This window comes from Trinickia acidisoli (assembly GCF_017315725.1).
GTDB classification, from domain to species: Bacteria; Pseudomonadota; Gammaproteobacteria; order Burkholderiales; family Burkholderiaceae; genus Trinickia; species Trinickia acidisoli.
The window spans coordinates 1343830-1362120 of the sequence record NZ_JAFLRG010000001.1 but is presented as its reverse complement, the minus strand read 5'-3'; the positions used below and the strand labels follow the sequence as shown (position 1 = coordinate 1362120).

Sequence of the window (18291 nt, the reverse complement as noted above, 5' to 3'; positions counted from 1 at the left end):
ATTGCCGCCACCGCAACCTTCGCCGGGCCTGCCCGGCCGACGTCATGTCCGCCAACCGCTTCGATACGCTCGCGCTGCACGCCGGCGCGGCCCCCGATCCCGCGACGGGCGCGCGCGCCACGCCCATCTATCAAAGCACGGCCTTCGTCTTCCGCGATGCGGACCACGCCGCCGCCCTGTTCAATATGGAGCGCGCGGGCCATGTCTACTCGCGCATCTCGAATCCGACCGTCGCCGTGTTCGAAGAACGCGTCGCGGCGCTCGAGAACGGCGCCGGCGCGATCGGCACGGCCAGCGGCCAGGCCGCGCTGCATCTGGCCATCGTCACGTTGATGGGCGCCGGATCGCATATCGTCGCCTCGAGCGCGCTGTACGGCGGGTCCCACAACCTGTTGCACTACACGCTGCGCCGCTTCGGCATCGAAACGACGTTCGTCAAGCCGGGCGACCTCGACGCCTGGCGCGCGGCGGTACGCCCGAACACGCGCCTGCTGTTCGGCGAAACGCTCGGCAACCCGAACCTCGACGTGCTCGACATCGCGGCGCTCGCCGAAATCGCGCACGCGCACGCCATCCCGCTACTCATCGATTCGACGTTTACGACGCCGTTCCTCATCAAGCCTTTCGAGCACGGTGCCGATTTCGTCTATCACTCGGCGACGAAATTCCTAGGTGGCCACGGCACGACGATCGGCGGCGTGCTCGTCGACGGCGGCACCTTCGATTTCGCCCGCTCGGGCCGCTTTCCCGAATTCACCGAGCCCTACGAGGGCTTTCACGGCATGGTGTTCGCCGAGGAAAGCACCGTCGCGCCGTTCCTGCTGCGCGCCCGCCGCGAAGGCCTGCGCGATTTCGGCGCCTGCCTGCATCCGCAAGCCGCCTGGCAATTGCTGCAGGGCATCGAGACGCTGCCTTTGCGGATGGAGCGGCACGTCGCGAACACGCGCAAAATCGTCGAATTTCTCGCCGCGCAACCGACCGTCGAATCGGTCGCGTACCCCGAGCTGGAGTCGCATCCGGACTACGCGCTGGCCAAGCGCCTGCTGCCGCGCGGCGCCGGCGCGGTGGTCAGCTTCAACCTGCGCGGCGATCGCGCGGCGGGCCGCCGCTTCATCGAGACGCTGGCGCTGTTCTCCCACCTCGCCAACGTGGGCGACGCGCGCTCGCTCGTCATCCACCCCGCATCGACGACGCATTTCCGCATGGACGCCGCCGCGCTCGCGGCGGCAGGCATCACCGAAGGGACGATCCGGCTGTCAATCGGCCTCGAGGATCCCGACGATCTGATCGACGACCTCAAGCGCGCCATCAAGGCCGCGGCCAAACCTGCCGCGAAGCCCGCCTCGAAGCCCGCCTCGAAGTCGGCCCCTGGCTCCGGTGCCGCAGACGCACCCGCGAAGAAGGAGTCGGCATGATTCTGATCGTCCAAGGCAAAGCCGCCTATGCCTATACCGGCGGAAAGCCGTTCGATCCGGCGCTACCGACAGCCGTATTCGTGCACGGCGCCCAGCACGATCATAGTGTTTGGGCGCTGCAAAGCCGCTACTTTGCGCATCATGGCTTGAACGTGCTCGCCGTCGACCTGCCCGGCCACTGCCGCAGCGAAGGGCCGGCGAAAACGACGATCGAGGCACTGGCCGACTGGCTCGCCGCCTTGCTCGACGCGGCGGGCGCGCCAAGCGCGCTCGTCTTCGGGCACAGCATGGGCTCGCTCGTGGCGCTCGACTTCGCCAGCCGATACCCCGCGCGCGCACTAGGTGTCGCGCTCGTCGCGACGGCCGTGCCGATGGTCGTCTCCGACGCGCTGCTCGATGCCGCGCTCAATCGCGAGCCCGACGCGATCGAGCTCGTCAACCGCTGGTCGCACGCGACGATCGCCGCCAAACCGTCTTGCCCCGCTCCGGGATCGTGGCTCCACGGGATCAACCAGCGGCTGATGGAGCGCGTTTCGGCGAGCGGCGAACCGCATCTGTTCCATACCGACTTCGCAGCCTGCAACAGCTATGCGCATGGCCTCGAACGGGCTGCGCAGGTGCGCTGCCCCGTGCGGCTCGTCCTCGGGGCGAAGGACATGATGACGCCGGCACGCGCCACGCGCGCCCTTGTCGACACGCTCGAAGCCGCGAGCACGTCCGTTGACGTGGTCACGCTCGACGCCGGCCACGCGCTCATGAGCGAGCAGCCCGACGCGACGCTCGACGCGCTGTTTTCGTTCGCGCGGTTGACCACCCAACCACGACACGCCTGACGATACGCGTGCCGCGAACAAGGTGCCGAACAAGGTGCCACTAGGCCGAACGGTCGAGTTGCGCCTTCGCCGCAATCGCCGGACAATAGTTCTCGTCAGCCGGGGCGCCTTCGCGGAAGCGGCACCGGGGCACCGGGCGGGTTGCACGCTTGCCGCGGCGCCACCGCGGCAAGCGCACCCTATCAGCGCATACGGAGGAAGCGATGACTCACAGCGCTCATACGGCCGAGTTCGCAAGCTTCGCCGCGTTCTACCCGTTCTATCTCGGCGAGCATCGAAATACGGTTTGCCGCCGCCTGCACTTCGTCGGCTCGCTTGGCGTGATCGGCTGCTTGGCGATGGCCGTCGCGACGGGCGGCTGGCTCTGGCTGCCGGCCGCTGTTGTTTGCGGCTACGGTTTTGCCTGGGTGGGCCACTTTTTCTTCGAAAAGAACCGGCCCGCCACGTTCCGTCACCCGATCTACAGCCTGATGGGAGATTGGGCGATGTTCAAGGACATCTGCATCGGCAAGATCCCGCTCTAGCGGCGCAGGCGCAGTTGAAGAGGCGGCTTCGGCTATGCCGAGGCGGAACTGCCGACGCGGCCACGGCAGAACGCCGCCGCACCCGCTGGGTATCGCTGGGTATCGCTGGGTATCGTCGGTCACGCGGGCTGATGCGGCCATGGGGAACGCGCGGCTTTGCCGGTCCCGCCGATCGCACCGCGAGCGCTGCGCGCGGCCACCAGCGTCGCGATGGTCAGATCGAGCTTCGGATTGTGCAGTGCGTCGAGCAGCATCGCTGTGTCAACGCGTGTCGAATCGAGCCGCAACTGATACTCCAGCTCCGACCGGTCGATCACGAACATGTCGAACAGCCGACCGACCGTGACCTGCGTCGGATTGGCGATCAAAACGAAACGCGGCACGGCGTCATCGGCCAGGCGCGTGATCCACTCGCGCCGGCTGAGCTTGCCGAGCAACCGCACGACGGTATCGATGTCGCAGCGAAGCATACGCGCGAGTTCCATCGGCGTCAGGCCCGGCCTGCCCGCGTCACGCGCTTCGTCCAAACGCACGAGCATCTCGAGTGCGTCGAGCAGGTCGCTGCCTGCATAGCGCCGCCGGTGGAACTGCCCCGCGCGAATCGCCGGCATCGCGGAAACGAACGTCGCGCCCGCGAGCGTGATGAACCAGCACAGATACACCCACAGCAGGAACATCGGCACCAGCGCGAAGGCGCCGTACACGGCGGTATAGGTCGGCATGCGGCGCACGTAGAAACCGAAGCCACGTTTGGCGAGTTCGAATGCGACGGCCGCCAACAGCCCGCCCACAGCGGCATCGCGCCATTGCACCGAACAATTGGGCAGATAAACGTAAAGCAGTGCGAACGCGAGCGCGGTGAGCGGCAATGCCGCGCCCGTCAACGCCCACTCGAGCAGCAGCGGCACGTGGCCGGCCGAGAGCATGCTCGAGCGCGCAAATAAATACGACGAAATCGACAAGCTCACGCCGATCAGCAGCGGGCCGAGCGTGACGATGGCCCAATAGACGAGCACGCGTTGTGCGAACGGACGCGGTTTCGCCACTCGCCAGATGACGTTGAACGCCGACTCCACCGTCATCATCGTCATGACCGACGTGACGAACAGTACGATCATGCCCGCGGTCGTCAGCCCTTTCGCCTTCGACGCGAACTGGTTCAAATATTTGAAGATTTGGTTGTTGATCTGATCCGGCATCAGGTGCTGCGCGAGAAACATTTGCAGCGAGGCCTGGAATTTCGCAAAGATCGGAAACGCCGTGAACAAGGCGAACGCGACCGTCGCGAGCGGCACGATCGCGAGCATCGTCGTAAACGTCAGGCTGCCGGCCACTTGGGCGATGCGATCTTCGCTGCTACGCTTCGCGGCGAAGCGCGCCAAACGTTTGAGCGTATCCAGTTCGGAGCTGAGCGTCCGCACGAATGGTTCTCCTTTTTTTCATTCGATAGCCGCGCACGCGGCACGCACGGCGGCACGCGGCGGCGGGCACGGCGGCCTGCCCCTATAATAAGCCGCTCACGACCCGGCCTTATGAAAGACATTCTCGTACTCTATTACAGCCGTCACGGCGCAACGCGCGATTTGGCCTTGGCCATCGCCCAAGGCGTCGACAGCATCCCCGGCATGCAGGCGCGCGTGCGCACCGTGCCGGCCGTATCGGCCGTGAGCGAAGCCACGGCGCCGCCGATTCCGCACGACGGCCCGCCCTATGTCGAGTTACGCGATCTCGAAGAATGCGCGGGTTTGGCGCTCGGCTCGCCCACTCGCTTCGGCAACATGGCCGCGTCGCTGAAGTATTTTCTCGACGGGACGGCGCCGCAATGGATGAGCGGCGCGCTGGCCGGCAAGCCCGCCTGCGTATTCACGTCGACGAGCAGCATGCATGGCGGTCAAGAATCGACACTGCTTTCGATGATGCTGCCGCTGCTGCATCACGGGATGCTGATGGTCGGCATCCCGTACACCGAGAGCACGCTGGCGACGACGACGACCGGCGGCACCCCCTACGGCGCCTCGCACGTTTCCGGCGCCGGCGCACGCGAATCGGCGCTCTCGGCTGACGAAAAGGCGCTCGCTGTCGCACTCGGCGCGCGGCTCGCACGCACGGCGTCACTGCTGGCCGGCCGCCCATGACCAAGGACCAGGCAGCCCGGCCTACGACGAGCGCCGCCGCCAAAGTTGGCGCGCGCGGCCGATGGGCGATCGGCGCGACGCTCGCGCTCACGGCCTTGATCGCGCTCGCGATCGCTTGGGAGTGCTGGCTCGCACCGCTGCGCCCGGGCGGATCGGCGCTCGTGCTCAAAGCGCTGCCGCTCGCGTGCGCGTTGCCCGGCGTCGCCCGGCGCAAGCTTTACACGCTGCAATGGGCATCGATGCTCGTGCTGCTCTATCTGGCCGAAGGCATCGTGCGCGGCATGACCGACGGCGGCGTGTCGGCGCGGCTCGGCTGGATCGAAGTGGCGCTCGCGACGTTCTTCATCGGCTGTGCGCTCGCCTATGTCGCGCCGTTCAAGCGCGCGTCGCGAGCGGCGCGCCGCGGCGCCGACGCCCCGAGCGCTTCCGACGCGCGGTAGCATTCATGATGGCGTCGATCGGCGAACGCCGGCAGCGGCGCCTCGAACGGCACGCGAGCCGTCGCGCCTATTCGCGGTCCACGACGCTCGCCCTTTTGCCTCGCGCTTGCTCGAGATCAAGACGATCACCATGACCGACATCACTTCAGCCGCCCGCGACGCATTCGTCGCCGCATGCCGCGACGCCATCGGCGCCGCGAACGTGCTCACCGATTCGCACGACACCGCGCCGTTCCTGACGGACTGGCGCCGGCGCTACACGGGCGCCACGTGCGCCGTGCTGCGGCCAGGCACGACGCAGGAAGTCGCCGCCGTCGTCAAGCTCGCGAACGCGCATCGCATCGCGATCGTTCCGCAAGGCGGCAATACCGGGCTCGCGGGCGGCGCCACGCCCGACGGCACAGGCAATCAAGCAGTCGTCAGCCTCGCGCGCTTGAATCGGATTCGCGCACTCGATGCGCACAACAACACGATCACCGTCGAGGCCGGTGTCGTCCTGGCGCAGGTGCAGAACCACGCGCGCGAGGCAGGCCGCCTCTTCCCGCTCAGTCTCGCCGCCGAAGGAAGCTGCACGATCGGCGGCAATCTCGCGACGAACGCGGGTGGCACCGCCGTACTGCGCTACGGCAATACGCGTGAACTGTGTCTCGGCCTCGAAGTCGTGACGCCGCAGGGCGAGATTTGGGACGGGCTGCGCGCGCTGCGTAAGGACAATACGGGATACGACTTGCGCGACCTGTATATCGGCGCCGAAGGCACGCTCGGCATCATTACGGCAGCGGTCATGAAGCTTTACCCGCTACCGGCCGCCAGCGTCACGGCGCTGGCCGCCCTCGCCTCGCCGCATGCCGCGCTCGAATTTCTCGCGCTTGCGCATCGTTGCGCGGGCCCGCTGCTGACGGGTTTCGAACTGATGTCCGATTTTTGCCTGCGTCTTGTCGGCAAGCATTTTCCGCAACTGCGCTATCCGTTCGGTGAACCGCACGCGCAAATCGTGCTGCTCGAACTCTCCGACAACGAGAGCGAGGCGCATGCGCGCGCGCTGTTCGAGCAGATGATGGAGCAGGCACTCGAATCGGGCCTCGTCGACGATGCCGTCGTCGCCGAGAATCTCACGCAATCGCGCGCGTTTTGGGATCTGCGAGAACACATCCCGCTCGCGCAAGCCGAGGAAGGCTTGAACATCAAGCACGACATCGCCGTGCCGATCTCGCGCGTCGGCACGTTCATCGAGGAAACCGATGCCGCCATCGCCGCGGCCGTTCCGGGCGCGCGCATGGTCACGTTCGGCCATCTTGGCGACGGCAACCTGCATTACAACGTCCAGGCCCCGGAAGGCGTCGACGCCCCCGCATTCCTCGCGCAATATCAAGCGCCGCTCAACCATATCGTCTACGACAGCGTGCATCGGCATCGGGGTACATTCAGCGCCGAGCATGGCCTCGGACAGTTGAAAGTCGACGACGCGGCGCATTACAAGCCGGCCGTCGAAATGGACCTCATGCGCGCGCTCAAAACGGCGCTCGACCCACTCGGCCTGATGAACCCCGGCAAAGTGTTACGCTAAGGGTCATCGACCGGCCTCGACACGCGACGGGCCGCGCACGACGCCTCGGTGCGCGCCGGCCCATCGAGCCGTCATTGCCAAGGGGTGTCTCGTGAAAATCCGCGTGCTGTCCGATCTACATCTCGAGTGCGACGAGCCCGAAGCCATCGCCCATGCCGATGCCGATCTCGTCATCCTCGCAGGCGACATCCATAACCATGCCGAGGGTATTCGCTGGGCGGCTGAAACGTTTAGCCAGGACGTACCCATCATCTACGTACCCGGCAATCACGAGTACTACGACGGCGAATTCGGCGCACTCGAAGTGGCGATGCGCGACGCGGCGGCGAGCGTCGACAACATCCATTACTTGAACAACGAAACGCTGGTCGATCCCGAACGCCGCTGGCGCGTGCTCGGCACGACGCTATGGACCGATTTCGAACTGTTCGGCACGAGCGAAGAAGCCGTGGCTGCCTCGATCGCCGCCGCCGCAAAAGTCATGCTGGATTTTCGCGGGCCGATTCAGGTGACGTGGCCATCGAGCGCGACAGCCGCAGGCACAGTAGCGGCGGTCGTGGACGAAAATCCGCGTCTGTTCACGCCGGCCGACACCCTCGCGCTCCATCGTCATGCGCGCGAATGGCTCGCGCGGGAGCTAGCCAAGCCATTCGCCGGCAAAACCATCGTCGTCACCCACCACGCGCCGCATCGCGCGAGCCTTGCCGATCGCTTCGCCAACGATCTCGCCTCGGCCGGCTTCATCAGCGATTTGACCGACCTCGTCGGGCCGCCCATCGCACTCTGGGTTCACGGGCACACGCACACGCCGTTCGACTACGTCGCGAACGGAACGCGCGTGGTTTGCAATCCGCGCGGCTATGTCGATCGGCGCCGCAATCGGCTCGAAAATCCGCACTTCGCTTGGGACAAGATCGTCGATCTCTAAACCCGCCCGCGCGGCGGCGATATCTGAGCAACGCGCGTGCACGCGGGAACCTTACGACAATTCGCGTTCCTGCACGGCGCGCAACGGAATGCGCACTTCGATCTTCGCGCCGTGGCCCGGCGACGACTCGATGCTGAGTTCGCCATCGACGAGATAGGCGCGCTCGCGCAATCCCGCCAAACCGAACGAACCCGGCTTGCGCGGCCGTGCCGGATCGAAACCCACGCCGTCGTCGCGCACTGTCAGTACGACGCGATCATGCTCGCGCGTGAGGCGCACTTGCACGAGCGAGGCGTGTGCATGACGGGCCACGTTCGTCAGCGATTCCTGCAGGATGCGGAAGGTTGCCGTCGCGTAGGGTTCGTCGAGTTCGAGATCCGGGGGCTCGAGCGTCAGCTCGCAAGCGGTCCCGCTGCGCTGGCTGAAGTTTTGTACGAGCCATTGAGCCGCCGCGACGAGACCCAAGTCGTCGAGCACGAGCGGCCTCAAGTCCGACGCAATCCGCCGCGTCGACGCGACCGCCTCATCGAGCAACGAGCGCATCGCAGCAAGCCGGTGCACGCGGGCCGCGCCGCCGGATGGGTCCGTGGCCGATTCCCGTAGTCGATCGGTTTCGATTCTCAAGGTAGCGAGCGTCTGCGCGAGTTCATCATGCAATTCACGCGAGATCCGTCGCATTTCCTGCTCGCGCGCCGAACTGCCGATCGCAGCCACCTCCCGCAATTCCTCCTGCGAAAGCACGAGCGCCGCTTGGGCGCGCTTGCGCTCCGTGACTTCGCGCAGCAAGTCGCGATTCGATTCGGCAAGCGCGGCCGTGCGCGCCGCCACACGCTGCTCGAGCAGCGCCTTGGCTTCGTTCAGTTGCGCCGTGCGATGCTGCACGAGCCGGTGCTCGGCGCGCTCTCGATCGAGCGCCAGCACGATGCGCGCGTAAAGCTTGATGTTGTCGAACGTCAGGGCGACGAGCACGAAGCTCGACGCGATCAAACCGTAAATGCGCCCGGCATAAAAGCCCAGGTCGAAACGCGCGTGATTGAGCACGGAGGCCAGCGCAATGTCGAAAATCCACGCGCACAGCACGACGATCAGCCAGAGATCCAGAACGGTGCGCGCACGCCGCACGATCAAGGCCGCCAGCGCCGCAAAGTTGATGAGCCATACGAACGAGACGACCCAGACGATCGTGCGCGCCTCGTGCGAGCCCTGCATGATCGGCGGTAACCACGGATGGCCGATCGTCGCGATGGCCGTCATGACGCATGCCGCGCAAACCGCCGCCGCGATGCATAAGAGCGCGCTTAACCAAGGCGCGGCCGGGCGAACATCCTCCCCGACCGGTCGAGCCCGCGCGTAGGCAATGACCGCGAGCGGAAACGCCGCATGCCACATCATGTAAAGCCAAGCGGTCGTCTGCGGGCCGGCCCCGAGTAGCCCCGTGGGCGCGAATAGCCCGGGGAACGAGAGCGTGTGCGCAATCGCCATGCAAGCGCTCAGCAAGTAGCCGCCGGCGATGATCAAGAGCGGGCGCGAATAGAGGATGCTGAACTGACCGATGAGCAGCGCGGCCGTCAAGAGATCGCACACCGCGAGTGCCGACTGGTAGATCGGCACGAACGCCCAGACAGGCGCGAGCTGCGTTTTCGCGAACGGCGCCAGCGCCGCGAACACGACGATCGACGCCGCGACGGCACCCACCGCCAGCCGCCGCTCCCGGCGCTCAGGCCGCAATGTCGAAATGAATACCCGTGCCTCGTCCGCCGATTCGCCCAAATTGCCCCCCGTGCTCGATCGCGTGCGGTAGCGGTTCTTACGTGTAACGGCTCAATTATGGGACGCCATCACGCGCGAGGAAAGGAGGAACGATGAGATGACGGATGATGCTCGACACGTCAGCGCCCGGGCTCACCCGCATAGGCGAGCCCGGCATGAAAATCGCTGCACATCGCTCCTGCGGAATGACGAACGCCTTGCCGGTCACGTATCGATCATTTTGGGGCGGCATTGTCTGCTGCTCGATGCCAAGCAATCGGGCGTACGCGCAGTTTTCTTGCCGCGAAGCCAATATGACGATATATAGTCTGGCTGACATCATGCGCGCAAAAGAGGTCTAGCACCCGCAATGCGACCAACGATCGAGCCGTTGACGAGTCTCAGGGGCATCGCAGCCCTCTTGATCGTCCTCAATCACGTGACGCTGCTGATGCTCCCACTGGGACAGACGCAAGCCAAGGCAGCATTGATCAAGACGGGCATCCTGGGCATGACGGTCTTTTTCGTGCTCAGCGGATTCGTGATGTACTACAACTACGCACACCGCATCGCGGCCAATCGATCGGAAGGGACCGTGCACTTCCTGTTCGCGCGGTTCGCTCGACTCTATCCGCTGCTGATCGCGTACGTCGTGCTGAACTTCGTGTTGAACGTTTCGCGCTCGCTGTCGAGCGGGAATGCGGCAGGCGCGTCGCTGTACGTGGCAACGCTTCCGCTCTATCTGCTCGGCGTTCAATCGTGGCTGTACGCGGTCATCGACAACGTCAACGTGACGGTATCGCAGTACTTCGGCAATCCCGCTTGGTCGGTCAGCGCGGAATTATTCTTCTATACGCTCTTCGTTCCGCTGATCGCCCTGCGTAAGGCGCGCGCGCCTTCGGTGACGCGCGGGCTCTTCATCGTCATCGCATCGATCGCCGCGCGCGCCGCCTTCTTAACGGCTGCGAATGCCATTCCCGTGCAGCATTGGATCGCAGCCAAGCTCGGCGAGTCGAGTTCGCTCAGCGTCTATGCGTGGCTCGTCTATTACTGCCCTTACGGACGGTGCTTCGAATTCTTCGCGGGAATGGGTATCGCGCAGATATGGCTTGCACGCCGAGAGCGCGGGCATGCGCGTTCGGTTCTTGCCGACCGGCTGGGCCTATTGGCAGGCGCATGCGGGCTCGCTTATGTCACCGCGTCCTTCATGAGCGAAATCGTTTTTTCCTTGCCATCGCTCTTCGAGGGGATCGCAACGCATTTCTTTTACATCATGGCCGTGCCGCCAGCCATCTACTTCCTGAGCCGCGAACGGGGCGTAGCCGCGAAGATCTTGTCACGCGCACCGCTGCTGTTTCTCGGGGAGATCAGCTATTCGCTCTACTTCGTGCATACGCTCGTATTTCCCTTGTTCAGGGTACCGCCCACTACCGATCTCGCCTTGCATCTGCCGATGGTCATCGGACGCTGTGCCGCTTTTCTCGCGATTACGCTCGTCGTGTCCACCGTCGTCTATCGGACGCTCGAAAAGCCATCGCGCGCCGCGATCATGCGTATGCTCGGCATGAGCGTGCGAGCGCAAACACAAGCGCAGAGCGTGCAAGACACCGAGCAGGTAGCCAGCCTCGCCAGCAGGCAATGACAACTGCCGTCCGGCGGCGCGAAACGGAAAAGCACGTCGATCCGCGCACACCGCAAACGGCCGCGAGCGTACAATCGGCGGTCACCGGGGCGCCCCTCTCTTTAGGATAGGCAGCGATGACCTCTAGCAAGAACCTCGAAATCGAACGTCTTCGTGCGATCGCCGTTCTGCTTACGATTCTCGTCCACGCGCCCTTCAAGCAGCTTTTCAGCCCTTTGCTGTATTCGACCTTTACCGGGGTCGACCTGTTCTTCGTCATCTCCGGTTTCGTCGTCACCGCGTCGTTCTTGCGAACCTTGCCCGCTCCACTCGGCGCCAGCGCGCTCGAGCGTCTGCAAAACAGCCAGCGCGCGGTCATGCAGTTCTATATGCGCCGCGTATTCCGCATCGCGCCGTCGGCGTTCTTCTATATTGCGCTGTACTGGATCGTCGCTACGATCATGGCGTCGGCGGGCAGCATCGCCCCCTACGCAAGGCCGCAAGACATCTTTCGCGAAGGCGTGGCCTTCGCAGGCGGCATCTACAATTACGCGATGGTCTATGGCGGCATTACGAACAACCTCGCGCACTACTACAGCCTATCGATCGAAGAACACTTCTATCTCATCGCCCCGCTTCTTCTCGTCCTTTGCGGGAGTACGTCGAAGCGCCTGATCGCGCTTTGCGCCGGCATCGCGCTCGTCATCTTCGTCGCGCGGCCACTGACGACGGCCAACATCGCCAATCTGTCGCATACGCGCTTCGACGAACTGTTCTATGGCGTGATCCTGGCGCTGCTGGCACCCAAATACAAACGCGCGTTGGCGCAGCAATCGGAAGCGCTCAGGCGTTCAGCGCAGCAAATGCCTGCCTTCGTGCTCGCGTGTATGAGCGCGAGGGTGCGTCCTTTGACGAAGACGCTCGTCGGCTTGTCGCTGTGCGTGCTACTCGCGCTGCTGCCCGGCGTGACGAACACCGAGGTGCTCAACCGTACGACGGGGCCGCTCTACTTCTCGGTGTCGAGCGCGGCGTTCTGCAGCTACGGCGCGGTGTCCGCCGCCCTCGTGATGCTCGCCTCGCTCGAGCGCGGTTGGATCGTGCCGATCCCGGGCTTATCCACCGTGCTCGAATACATCGGCTCACGTTCCTATTCGCTGTACCTAGGCCACATGCTGATCATCTATATCTATAACGACCTGTACTTCCAGTGGTACGAGCTCGTTCCGAACATGCTCCGGCTCACCCGCACCGGCTACCTCATTCAATTCGCCATCTTCCTATTGCTCGCGCTGTGCTTGGCGGAACTCTCCTATCGCCTGATCGAAACGCCCTTTAGAAACGCCGGCCGCCAGATCACACGCTCGCTGAAGGAAACGTTCGCATGACGCTCGCAAAGACGGCAGCCTTCATCGCGCTCGCCTGCATTCCGATTACGGCTTTTTCTCAATTCGACTACAACGACGATCTGACGCACGCGGTGGCCGCGCACTATCCGCCGCTCATTCGGCTACTGATCACGAAGGGAGCGAAACAAAATACCCAAGACGCGCGCGGCGACACGCCCTTGATGCAAGCGATCCGATCGCACGATCGCGAAATCACCGAACTGCTGTTGCGCTACCAGCCGAACCCGTATTTGCTTAGTACGACTAATCACTCCGCGGCGACCGAAGCGGTGCTCGCCGACGACCCTGACAGCCTGAAAGCCGTCTTGATGCAGGACGATCAATTGCAAGTGGCCCAGGCCGTGGGCCTTGCAACGAAGCTCGACAAGCGCCGCGCGCTGAATATGTTCGTGCAGATCTATGGTGCATCGGCCACCTATGAAATCGGTCACGGCTTCCTCGATACGCCGATCAAGTACTTCAGGCTCGGCAGCCAAGTGGCCGTCGCATTCTCTCCCACCGGCCCGCGCCCCGACGTATGCGCGACGCCCGCTACGACACTCTTGCTACAGGGAAAGATTTGCAAGGTGGACGGCGAGCACGTAGCCATCGAATGGGAAACGCTGTCCAACCTCGACAACACGGACAGGCAATGTTCGCCGCAAAGGCACTTCCGCGTCGAACGGAAAACCGATCAAGCCTGGGACGCCAAGTACCTCGGCATGTGCGGCACCGTGCCCGGCTACTTCCCGAGCCTGCCTACATCCTTCGACTATCGGTCATTCGTCATTCCCGAGCTTCGATAGTCGGGCATATTTGAATTTTTTATGCATTGACAAAGTTAAAAAGTACAAAATAATTTAAATGCTTGCATCGACCAACCATTCAAATAGCAGGCACTCGGCTTCGATTTAAAACGTGCGTTCAATAGAATTTTCCGCCTCCGCTCAAGAAATCATAACGTTAACCCTATCAGGAGCACGTCGAATTTACACGGAAGACCGTATCAGCAATGCGCTTTCATAGCGACCGAATCGGCAAAATTTGTATCGAATCCAACTTATCCAGGTCATTTCAAGTTATTCTGGGATCTCAGATGCTTGTGGGCGCGCAGTGCGGCGGCTGCCGCAACCGAGGGCAAGCTACGCTTTCGACAATATCGTGAATATTTATTTCACGAAGGAAAAACGATTTCAGTTTTCACTGCATTCGTAAGGAATCCGTTATCTCGAAGTCCAGACGCCACTTCGTATAAACTTCTAGTGCAGTTCGTTTGTCCGACAACTAGACCTGGATAAAAAACTCGCTCATGCGAATGACACCCAAGCACGCCCGGACCACGAATCGACCCGCCAGCCGGAAGGGATTCCGGTTTCTGGCGGTCGGCGCATTCAATACCGCGTTTGCCTATTGCATCTCCACCGCCCTCTACTACGCCCTCGACCGCCAACTGCATATCGTCGCGATCGGAGCCATCGCCAACGTCATCTGCATCACGGAAGCGTTCGTCGCCTACAAGCTCCTCGTGTTCCGGTCGCGCGGACACTGGCTCGCGGAGTACCTGCGCTGCTACGTCGTCTACGGGGGCAGCGCACTGATCGGTATCGCGGGGCTATGGCTGCTGGTCAACGTGATCGGCGTGGCGTTTTGGCTCGCGCAAGGTCTCTTGATGATCGTCGGCATCGCCATCTCGTATGCCGGCCATGACCGATTCACTTTCAACAGGGCGCAACGCGGATGAGCAACCGAAAACTGATCAGCATCGTCGCCGGCTGCTTCAACGAACGGGACAACATCGCCGAGCTGCACGAGCGCATTACCGCGGCGATGCGGCAAGTGCCGCAATACGACTACGAGATCATCTTGATCGACAACGCGTCGACGGACGGCACGGTCGATGTGATCCGCGCGATCGCACGAACCGACAAACGTCTGAAGGCGATCGTCAATGTCCGCAATTTCGGCCACATTCGCTCGCCCTATCACGCGCTATTGCTCGCGCAGGGCGACGCCGTCATCGGCATGGCGTCGGACCTCGAGGACCCGCCCGAGCTGCTGCCCGAGTTCATTCGACACTGGGAGCAAGGCTTCAAGATCGCCATCGCCGTACGCCGCGGGCACGAGGATCGCGGCCTGCGGGTGTTGTTGCGCAAGGCGTACTACACGCTCATCACGCGCATTTCGGACGTCGAGCAAGTACAGGACTTCACGGGCTTCGGTTTGTACGACCGCGCGGTAATGGACATCTTGCGCGATATCGACGATCCGTATCCCTATTTCCGCGGCCTCATCTGCGAGATCGGCTTCGCGCGCGCCGAAGTGCCGTTCGACAAACCCGTCAGAAAGCGCGGCATCTCGAAGGGCACGTTTTTCGTCTACCTCGACAGCGCGCTGCTCGGTATCGTCAATCACTCGAAAGCGCCACTGCGGCTCGCGACGTTGCTGGGCATCGCGATGAGCGGCCTGAGCTTCCTCATGGGGATCTACTACCTCGTTCGCAAACTCATGGCGTGGAGCGAATTCCAAATGGGCATCGCGCCGCTCGCCGTTAGCCTGTTCTTCTTCATGGGCGTTCTGTTCCTGCTCGTCGGCTTGCTCGGGGAATACATCGGGTTGCTCGTCACACATACCGTGCGGCGCCCGATGGTCGTCGAAGACGAGCGCATCAACTTCGAGTCGACGCCGAAAACAGCCTCGCAGGCGAAGCTAGAGAACAGCGATGCATGAGATTGCGCCCGGCTTCTCGCTGTTTCGCGACGACCTCGAACGCATCGACCAGAGACTCGCACCGGTCTGGGCCGAGCTGCGCGGCGCACACCTGTTCCTGACCGGCGGCACCGGCTTCTTCGGTATTTGGCTGATCGAATCGCTGATCTGGGCCGATCGAACGCATCGGCTCGACATGACGATCACCGTCTTGAGCCGTGACCCCGAACACTTTCTGCGCACGCGCGCACCGCATCTGCGCGACTGCGAAGCGTTGCGCTTCGTGACCGGCGAGGTGGCCGACTTCGAAATGCCGGCGCGACCCTGCACGCACATCGTGCATGCCGCATCCGAAAACAACGTCGATCAACGCGCCGATTGGGCCGAACGCCAGTTGAACTCGGCGATCGACGGAACGCGTCGGATCATCGACATGGCGGCGCGCCACCGGTCGAAGTCGGTGTTGCTGACGACCTCCGGCTCCGTGTATTTGCCGTCGGAATCGAGCGATGGGCCACGTTTTGCCGAAGGCCCCGCGGGCATCGCCGACTATGTGTCGGAACGCCTGGTCTACGGTCAATCGAAGCGAACGATGGAAGTCATGACCGCGATCGCCGCGCGCAAACACGGATTCAATGCTCTGATCGCACGCTGCTTCGCGTTCGTCGGCCCGTATCTTCCGCTCGAGCACAACTACGTCGTCGGCAACTTCATTCGCGATGCCCTTGCGGGAAATCAAATCGTCGTGACGGGCGACGGGACGCCTTTGCGTTCGTATCTCTACGCCGGCGATCTCGTCGTTTGGCTGCTCACGATACTGGTGCGCGGGCGCAGCGGCGTGCCCTACAACGTCGGCGGCAAGGAGGCCGTCTCGATCGCGCATCTGGCACAACGCGTCGCTGCGGTGGCAGGCATGCCCGCCGATGCAGTGACGATCAAAGGGACACCGATACCGGGCGCCGCGCCGTTGGCCTATTTGCCGGCACTTGCACGAATCGAGCGCGAGTTGGGCTTGCATGCCGCGATTGGGTTGGATGACGCCATTCGTCGGACATTGGCCTGGCACCGCGAGCGAATGAACACGAGATAAACAAGGAATCAGGCGGCCTGGTTTAGCCACGCGAACGCACTGGCGGACGAAAACGAGTAACGACATCCATTTTTCATTGGGGCTTGCGCATATGGCAATCAGCGTCGCGGACTATGTCTTCCAACGGGTCGCCGAGGAAGGTGTCAAGGACGTCTTCATGGTATCCGGCGGCGGCATCATGTATTTATGCGACGCCCTGGGCCGCGCATCCGGCTTGCGTTATTGGTGCAACTACCACGAGCAGGCGTGCGCCATCGCCGCCGAAGGCTATGCGCGCGTGACCGAAGGTCTCGGCGTTTGCCTCGTCACCACGGGCCCCGGCAGCACCAATGCACTCTCCGGCATCGCGGGCGCGTGGGTCGATTCGATCCCGGTCCTCGTGATTTCCGGGCAAGTGCGCACGGGCATCATGGCCGACTACACGCGCCAGCGCCAAGTCGGCCCTCAAGAAATCAACATCACGCCGATGGCGACGCCGGTCACGAAGCACGCCGTCACCGTCACGCGCGCCGAAGACATCCGCTACGAACTCGAGAAATGTCTGTATCTGGCGCGTGCCGGTCGGCCCGGCCCCGTGTGGTTGAACCTGCCGCTCGACATTCAGTCCGCGATGATCGAGCCCGATCGGTTGCACGCTTACGTGCCCGACGTCGCACGCACGCCGCGGCTCGATCGCGCCGTGGTCAGCCAGATCGCGGATCTGTTTTCGCTCGCGAAACGGCCGGTCATGCTGTACGGCAACGGCATCGTGCTCGGCGGCGCTCGCCGCGCATTTCGACGGCTCGTCGAAGATTTGCGCGTTCCCGCGATGTCGACGGTCAGCGCCATGGACGCGCTGCCGGAGGATCATCCCTGCTTTCAAGGTCGCATCGGCCCGGGTGGGCAGCGCCGCGCGAACTTCGCGCTGCAAAACGCCGATTTGGTGCTCGCGATCGGCACGAGTCTGTCGATTTCGGCGATCGGATTCAGCGAGAAGTTCGCGCCGAAAGCCAAAAAGATCCTCGTCAACATCGACGAGGGCGATCTCGATAAGCGCAACATCACGATCGACGTTCCGGTGCTCGCGGATGCGAACGAATTCATCGCTGCGTTTCGCGAGGCGCTCCAAGCGCGTGACCGCCGGACCCCGCAGCGCTGGCTCGACGCTTGCGCAATGTGGAAACGCGATTACCCGCCGATGCCCTCGGCCGAACATTTGCAAAAAGAGCACGTCGACATTTATGCGGCATACGACGAGTTGTCCCGCCAACTCGGCGATACCGACATCGTCGTCAGCGGCAACTCGCTCGACGGCTGCATCATCGCTTATCAAAACCACCGCGTGAAAGATGGACAGATCGCGTTCACGAGCGCGTGCATGGGTGCGATGGGATGGGACCTGCCGGCACTCGTCGGCGCCTGCGTTGCCGGCGGCCGCGAGCGCCGCGGCGTGCTCGTCACGGGCGACGGCAGCGTTCTCTTCAATATTCAGGAGCTGATGTTCCTCGGTCATCACCGCCTGAACGCCAAGCTCTTCATCAGCAACAACGACGGCTATCAAAGCATCCGCAACACACAGACGCGCTTTTTCGACGGCCGTCAGGTCGGCACCGACGTGCATTCCGGCGTAGGCAACCCGAACTTCGAACAACTCGCCGCGGCGTTCAACCTGAACTATCTGCGCATCTCGACGAACGCCGAGTTGCAGCCGTCGATCGCCAAGGTATTCGCGGACGACGCCCCTTGGCTCGTCGAGATGTGCGTGTCGCAGCAGCAGCAGCGTTTCCGCGCGAGCTCGTACCGCCAACCGGACGGCACGCTGGCGTCGCGCCCCATGGAGGACATGGACCCGCTGCTGCCGCGCGAGGAACTGGAACGCAACATGACGATGTTCGATAACGACTAGGCGCGAAGGAGCG

17 protein-coding genes are annotated in these 18291 nt (G+C 63.3%); 15 read left to right on the top strand and 2 right to left on the bottom strand.

The genetic code is table 11. The annotated features are described in order from the left end of the window. The first annotated feature begins 44 nt into the window (after nt 1–44). The 3 genes from J3485_RS06325 to J3485_RS06315 all read left to right on the top strand — a co-directional run bounded on the left by J3485_RS06325 (nt 45) and on the right by J3485_RS06315 (nt 2772). The gene (locus J3485_RS06325) at nt 45–1415 is read left to right on the top strand and encodes an O-acetylhomoserine aminocarboxypropyltransferase (protein ID WP_206951671.1); all 1371 of its coding nucleotides are present in this window, start codon (nt 45–47) and stop codon (nt 1413–1415) included. Further along, entirely contained in the window at nt 1412–2248 is an 837-nt protein-coding gene (locus J3485_RS06320) for an alpha/beta fold hydrolase (protein WP_206951670.1), read from the top strand. The genes J3485_RS06325 and J3485_RS06320 overlap by 4 nt, the downstream gene beginning before the upstream one ends. Nucleotides 2249–2451: 203 nt before the next feature. After that, complete coding sequence (locus tag J3485_RS06315; protein ID WP_206951669.1) at nt 2452–2772, top strand: Mpo1-like protein; 321 nt, start codon at nt 2452–2454, stop codon at nt 2770–2772. Between the two features lie 119 nt (nt 2773–2891). Here J3485_RS06315 and J3485_RS06310 read toward each other — a convergent pair whose 3' ends face one another. Further along, a complete protein-coding gene (locus tag J3485_RS06310) occupies nt 2892–4193 on the bottom strand; it encodes a YihY family inner membrane protein (RefSeq protein WP_206951668.1) in 1302 nt (433 codons plus the stop codon). A 111-nt stretch (nt 4194–4304) separates the two neighbouring features. Here J3485_RS06310 and wrbA point away from each other — a divergent pair, with 111 nt between their 5' ends. From wrbA to J3485_RS06290, 4 genes are all read left to right on the top strand, one after another. Next, nucleotides 4305–4907 (top strand): NAD(P)H:quinone oxidoreductase, encoded by a 603-nt coding sequence (gene wrbA, locus J3485_RS06305; protein ID WP_206951667.1) that lies wholly within the window; start codon nt 4305–4307, stop codon nt 4905–4907. After that, on the top strand, nt 4904–5347 hold the full coding sequence (locus tag J3485_RS06300) for a DUF2069 domain-containing protein (RefSeq protein WP_206951666.1): 444 nt from the start codon (nt 4904–4906) through the stop codon (nt 5345–5347). The genes wrbA and J3485_RS06300 overlap by 4 nt, the downstream gene beginning before the upstream one ends. A gap of 130 nt (nt 5348–5477) precedes the next feature. Then, nucleotides 5478–6914: an FAD-binding oxidoreductase gene (locus J3485_RS06295; protein WP_206951665.1), complete on the top strand. Its 1437-nt coding sequence runs from the start codon at nt 5478–5480 to the stop codon at nt 6912–6914. A 91-nt stretch (nt 6915–7005) separates the two neighbouring features. Beyond that, nucleotides 7006–7842, top strand: a complete 837-nt coding sequence (locus J3485_RS06290; protein ID WP_206951664.1) for a metallophosphoesterase — start codon at nt 7006–7008, stop codon at nt 7840–7842. A 51-nt stretch (nt 7843–7893) separates the two neighbouring features. On the opposite strand, the gene J3485_RS06285 is transcribed toward J3485_RS06290, so the two are convergent. Continuing rightward, complete coding sequence (locus J3485_RS06285; protein WP_206951663.1) at nt 7894–9612, bottom strand: sensor histidine kinase; 1719 nt, start codon at nt 9610–9612, stop codon at nt 7894–7896. A 104-nt stretch (nt 9613–9716) separates the two neighbouring features. Between J3485_RS06285 and J3485_RS06280 the strand changes: the two genes are divergently transcribed. From J3485_RS06280 to J3485_RS06245, 8 genes are all read left to right on the top strand, one after another. Continuing rightward, a complete protein-coding gene (locus tag J3485_RS06280; RefSeq protein ID WP_206951662.1) occupies nt 9717–9953 on the top strand; it encodes a hypothetical protein in 237 nt (78 codons plus the stop codon). Between the two features lie 29 nt (nt 9954–9982). After that, nucleotides 9983–11233, top strand: a complete 1251-nt coding sequence (locus J3485_RS06275) for an acyltransferase family protein (protein WP_206951661.1) — start codon at nt 9983–9985, stop codon at nt 11231–11233. Between the two features lie 116 nt (nt 11234–11349). Next, on the top strand, nt 11350–12597 hold the full coding sequence (locus J3485_RS06270; protein WP_206951660.1) for an acyltransferase family protein: 1248 nt from the start codon (nt 11350–11352) through the stop codon (nt 12595–12597). Further along, nucleotides 12594–13403, top strand: coding sequence for an ankyrin repeat domain-containing protein (locus tag J3485_RS06265; RefSeq protein WP_206951659.1), 810 nt, complete (start codon nt 12594–12596; stop codon nt 13401–13403). Before J3485_RS06270 ends, J3485_RS06265 begins: the two co-directional genes overlap by 4 nt. Nucleotides 13404–13912: 509 nt before the next feature. Next, on the top strand, nt 13913–14338 hold the full coding sequence (locus J3485_RS06260; protein WP_206951658.1) for a GtrA family protein: 426 nt from the start codon (nt 13913–13915) through the stop codon (nt 14336–14338). After that, nucleotides 14335–15324, top strand: coding sequence for a glycosyltransferase family 2 protein (locus J3485_RS06255; RefSeq protein ID WP_206951657.1), 990 nt, complete (start codon nt 14335–14337; stop codon nt 15322–15324). Before J3485_RS06260 ends, J3485_RS06255 begins: the two co-directional genes overlap by 4 nt. Then, nucleotides 15317–16393 (top strand): NAD-dependent epimerase/dehydratase family protein, encoded by a 1077-nt coding sequence (locus J3485_RS06250; protein WP_206951656.1) that lies wholly within the window; start codon nt 15317–15319, stop codon nt 16391–16393. The genes J3485_RS06255 and J3485_RS06250 overlap by 8 nt, the downstream gene beginning before the upstream one ends. 91 nt (nt 16394–16484) lie before the next feature. After that, a complete protein-coding gene (locus J3485_RS06245) occupies nt 16485–18278 on the top strand; it encodes a thiamine pyrophosphate-binding protein (RefSeq protein WP_206951655.1) in 1794 nt (597 codons plus the stop codon). Nucleotides 18279–18291: the final 13 nt, after the last annotated feature.

Excerpts from the sequence above, each read along its gene's own strand:
- J3485_RS06280 (WP_206951662.1), top strand. The coding sequence starts at position 9,717 with ATGATGCTCGACACGTCAGCGCCCGGGCTCACCCGCATAGGCGAGCCC.
- J3485_RS06300 (WP_206951666.1), top strand. The coding sequence starts at position 4,904 with ATGACCAAGGACCAGGCAGCCCGGCCTACGACGAGCGCCGCCGCCAAA.
- J3485_RS06270 (WP_206951660.1), top strand. The coding sequence starts at position 11,350 with ATGACCTCTAGCAAGAACCTCGAAATCGAACGTCTTCGTGCGATCGCC.
- wrbA (WP_206951667.1), top strand. The coding sequence starts at position 4,305 with ATGAAAGACATTCTCGTACTCTATTACAGCCGTCACGGCGCAACGCGC.
- J3485_RS06250 (WP_206951656.1), top strand. The coding sequence starts at position 15,317 with ATGCATGAGATTGCGCCCGGCTTCTCGCTGTTTCGCGACGACCTCGAA.
- J3485_RS06265 (WP_206951659.1), top strand. The coding sequence starts at position 12,594 with ATGACGCTCGCAAAGACGGCAGCCTTCATCGCGCTCGCCTGCATTCCG.
- J3485_RS06245 (WP_206951655.1), top strand. The coding sequence starts at position 16,485 with ATGGCAATCAGCGTCGCGGACTATGTCTTCCAACGGGTCGCCGAGGAA.
- J3485_RS06255 (WP_206951657.1), top strand. The coding sequence starts at position 14,335 with ATGAGCAACCGAAAACTGATCAGCATCGTCGCCGGCTGCTTCAACGAA.
- J3485_RS06325 (WP_206951671.1), top strand. The coding sequence starts at position 45 with ATGTCCGCCAACCGCTTCGATACGCTCGCGCTGCACGCCGGCGCGGCC.
- J3485_RS06260 (WP_206951658.1), top strand. The coding sequence starts at position 13,913 with ATGACACCCAAGCACGCCCGGACCACGAATCGACCCGCCAGCCGGAAG.
- J3485_RS06315 (WP_206951669.1), top strand. The coding sequence starts at position 2,452 with ATGACTCACAGCGCTCATACGGCCGAGTTCGCAAGCTTCGCCGCGTTC.
- J3485_RS06295 (WP_206951665.1), top strand. The coding sequence starts at position 5,478 with ATGACCGACATCACTTCAGCCGCCCGCGACGCATTCGTCGCCGCATGC.
- J3485_RS06320 (WP_206951670.1), top strand. The coding sequence starts at position 1,412 with ATGATTCTGATCGTCCAAGGCAAAGCCGCCTATGCCTATACCGGCGGA.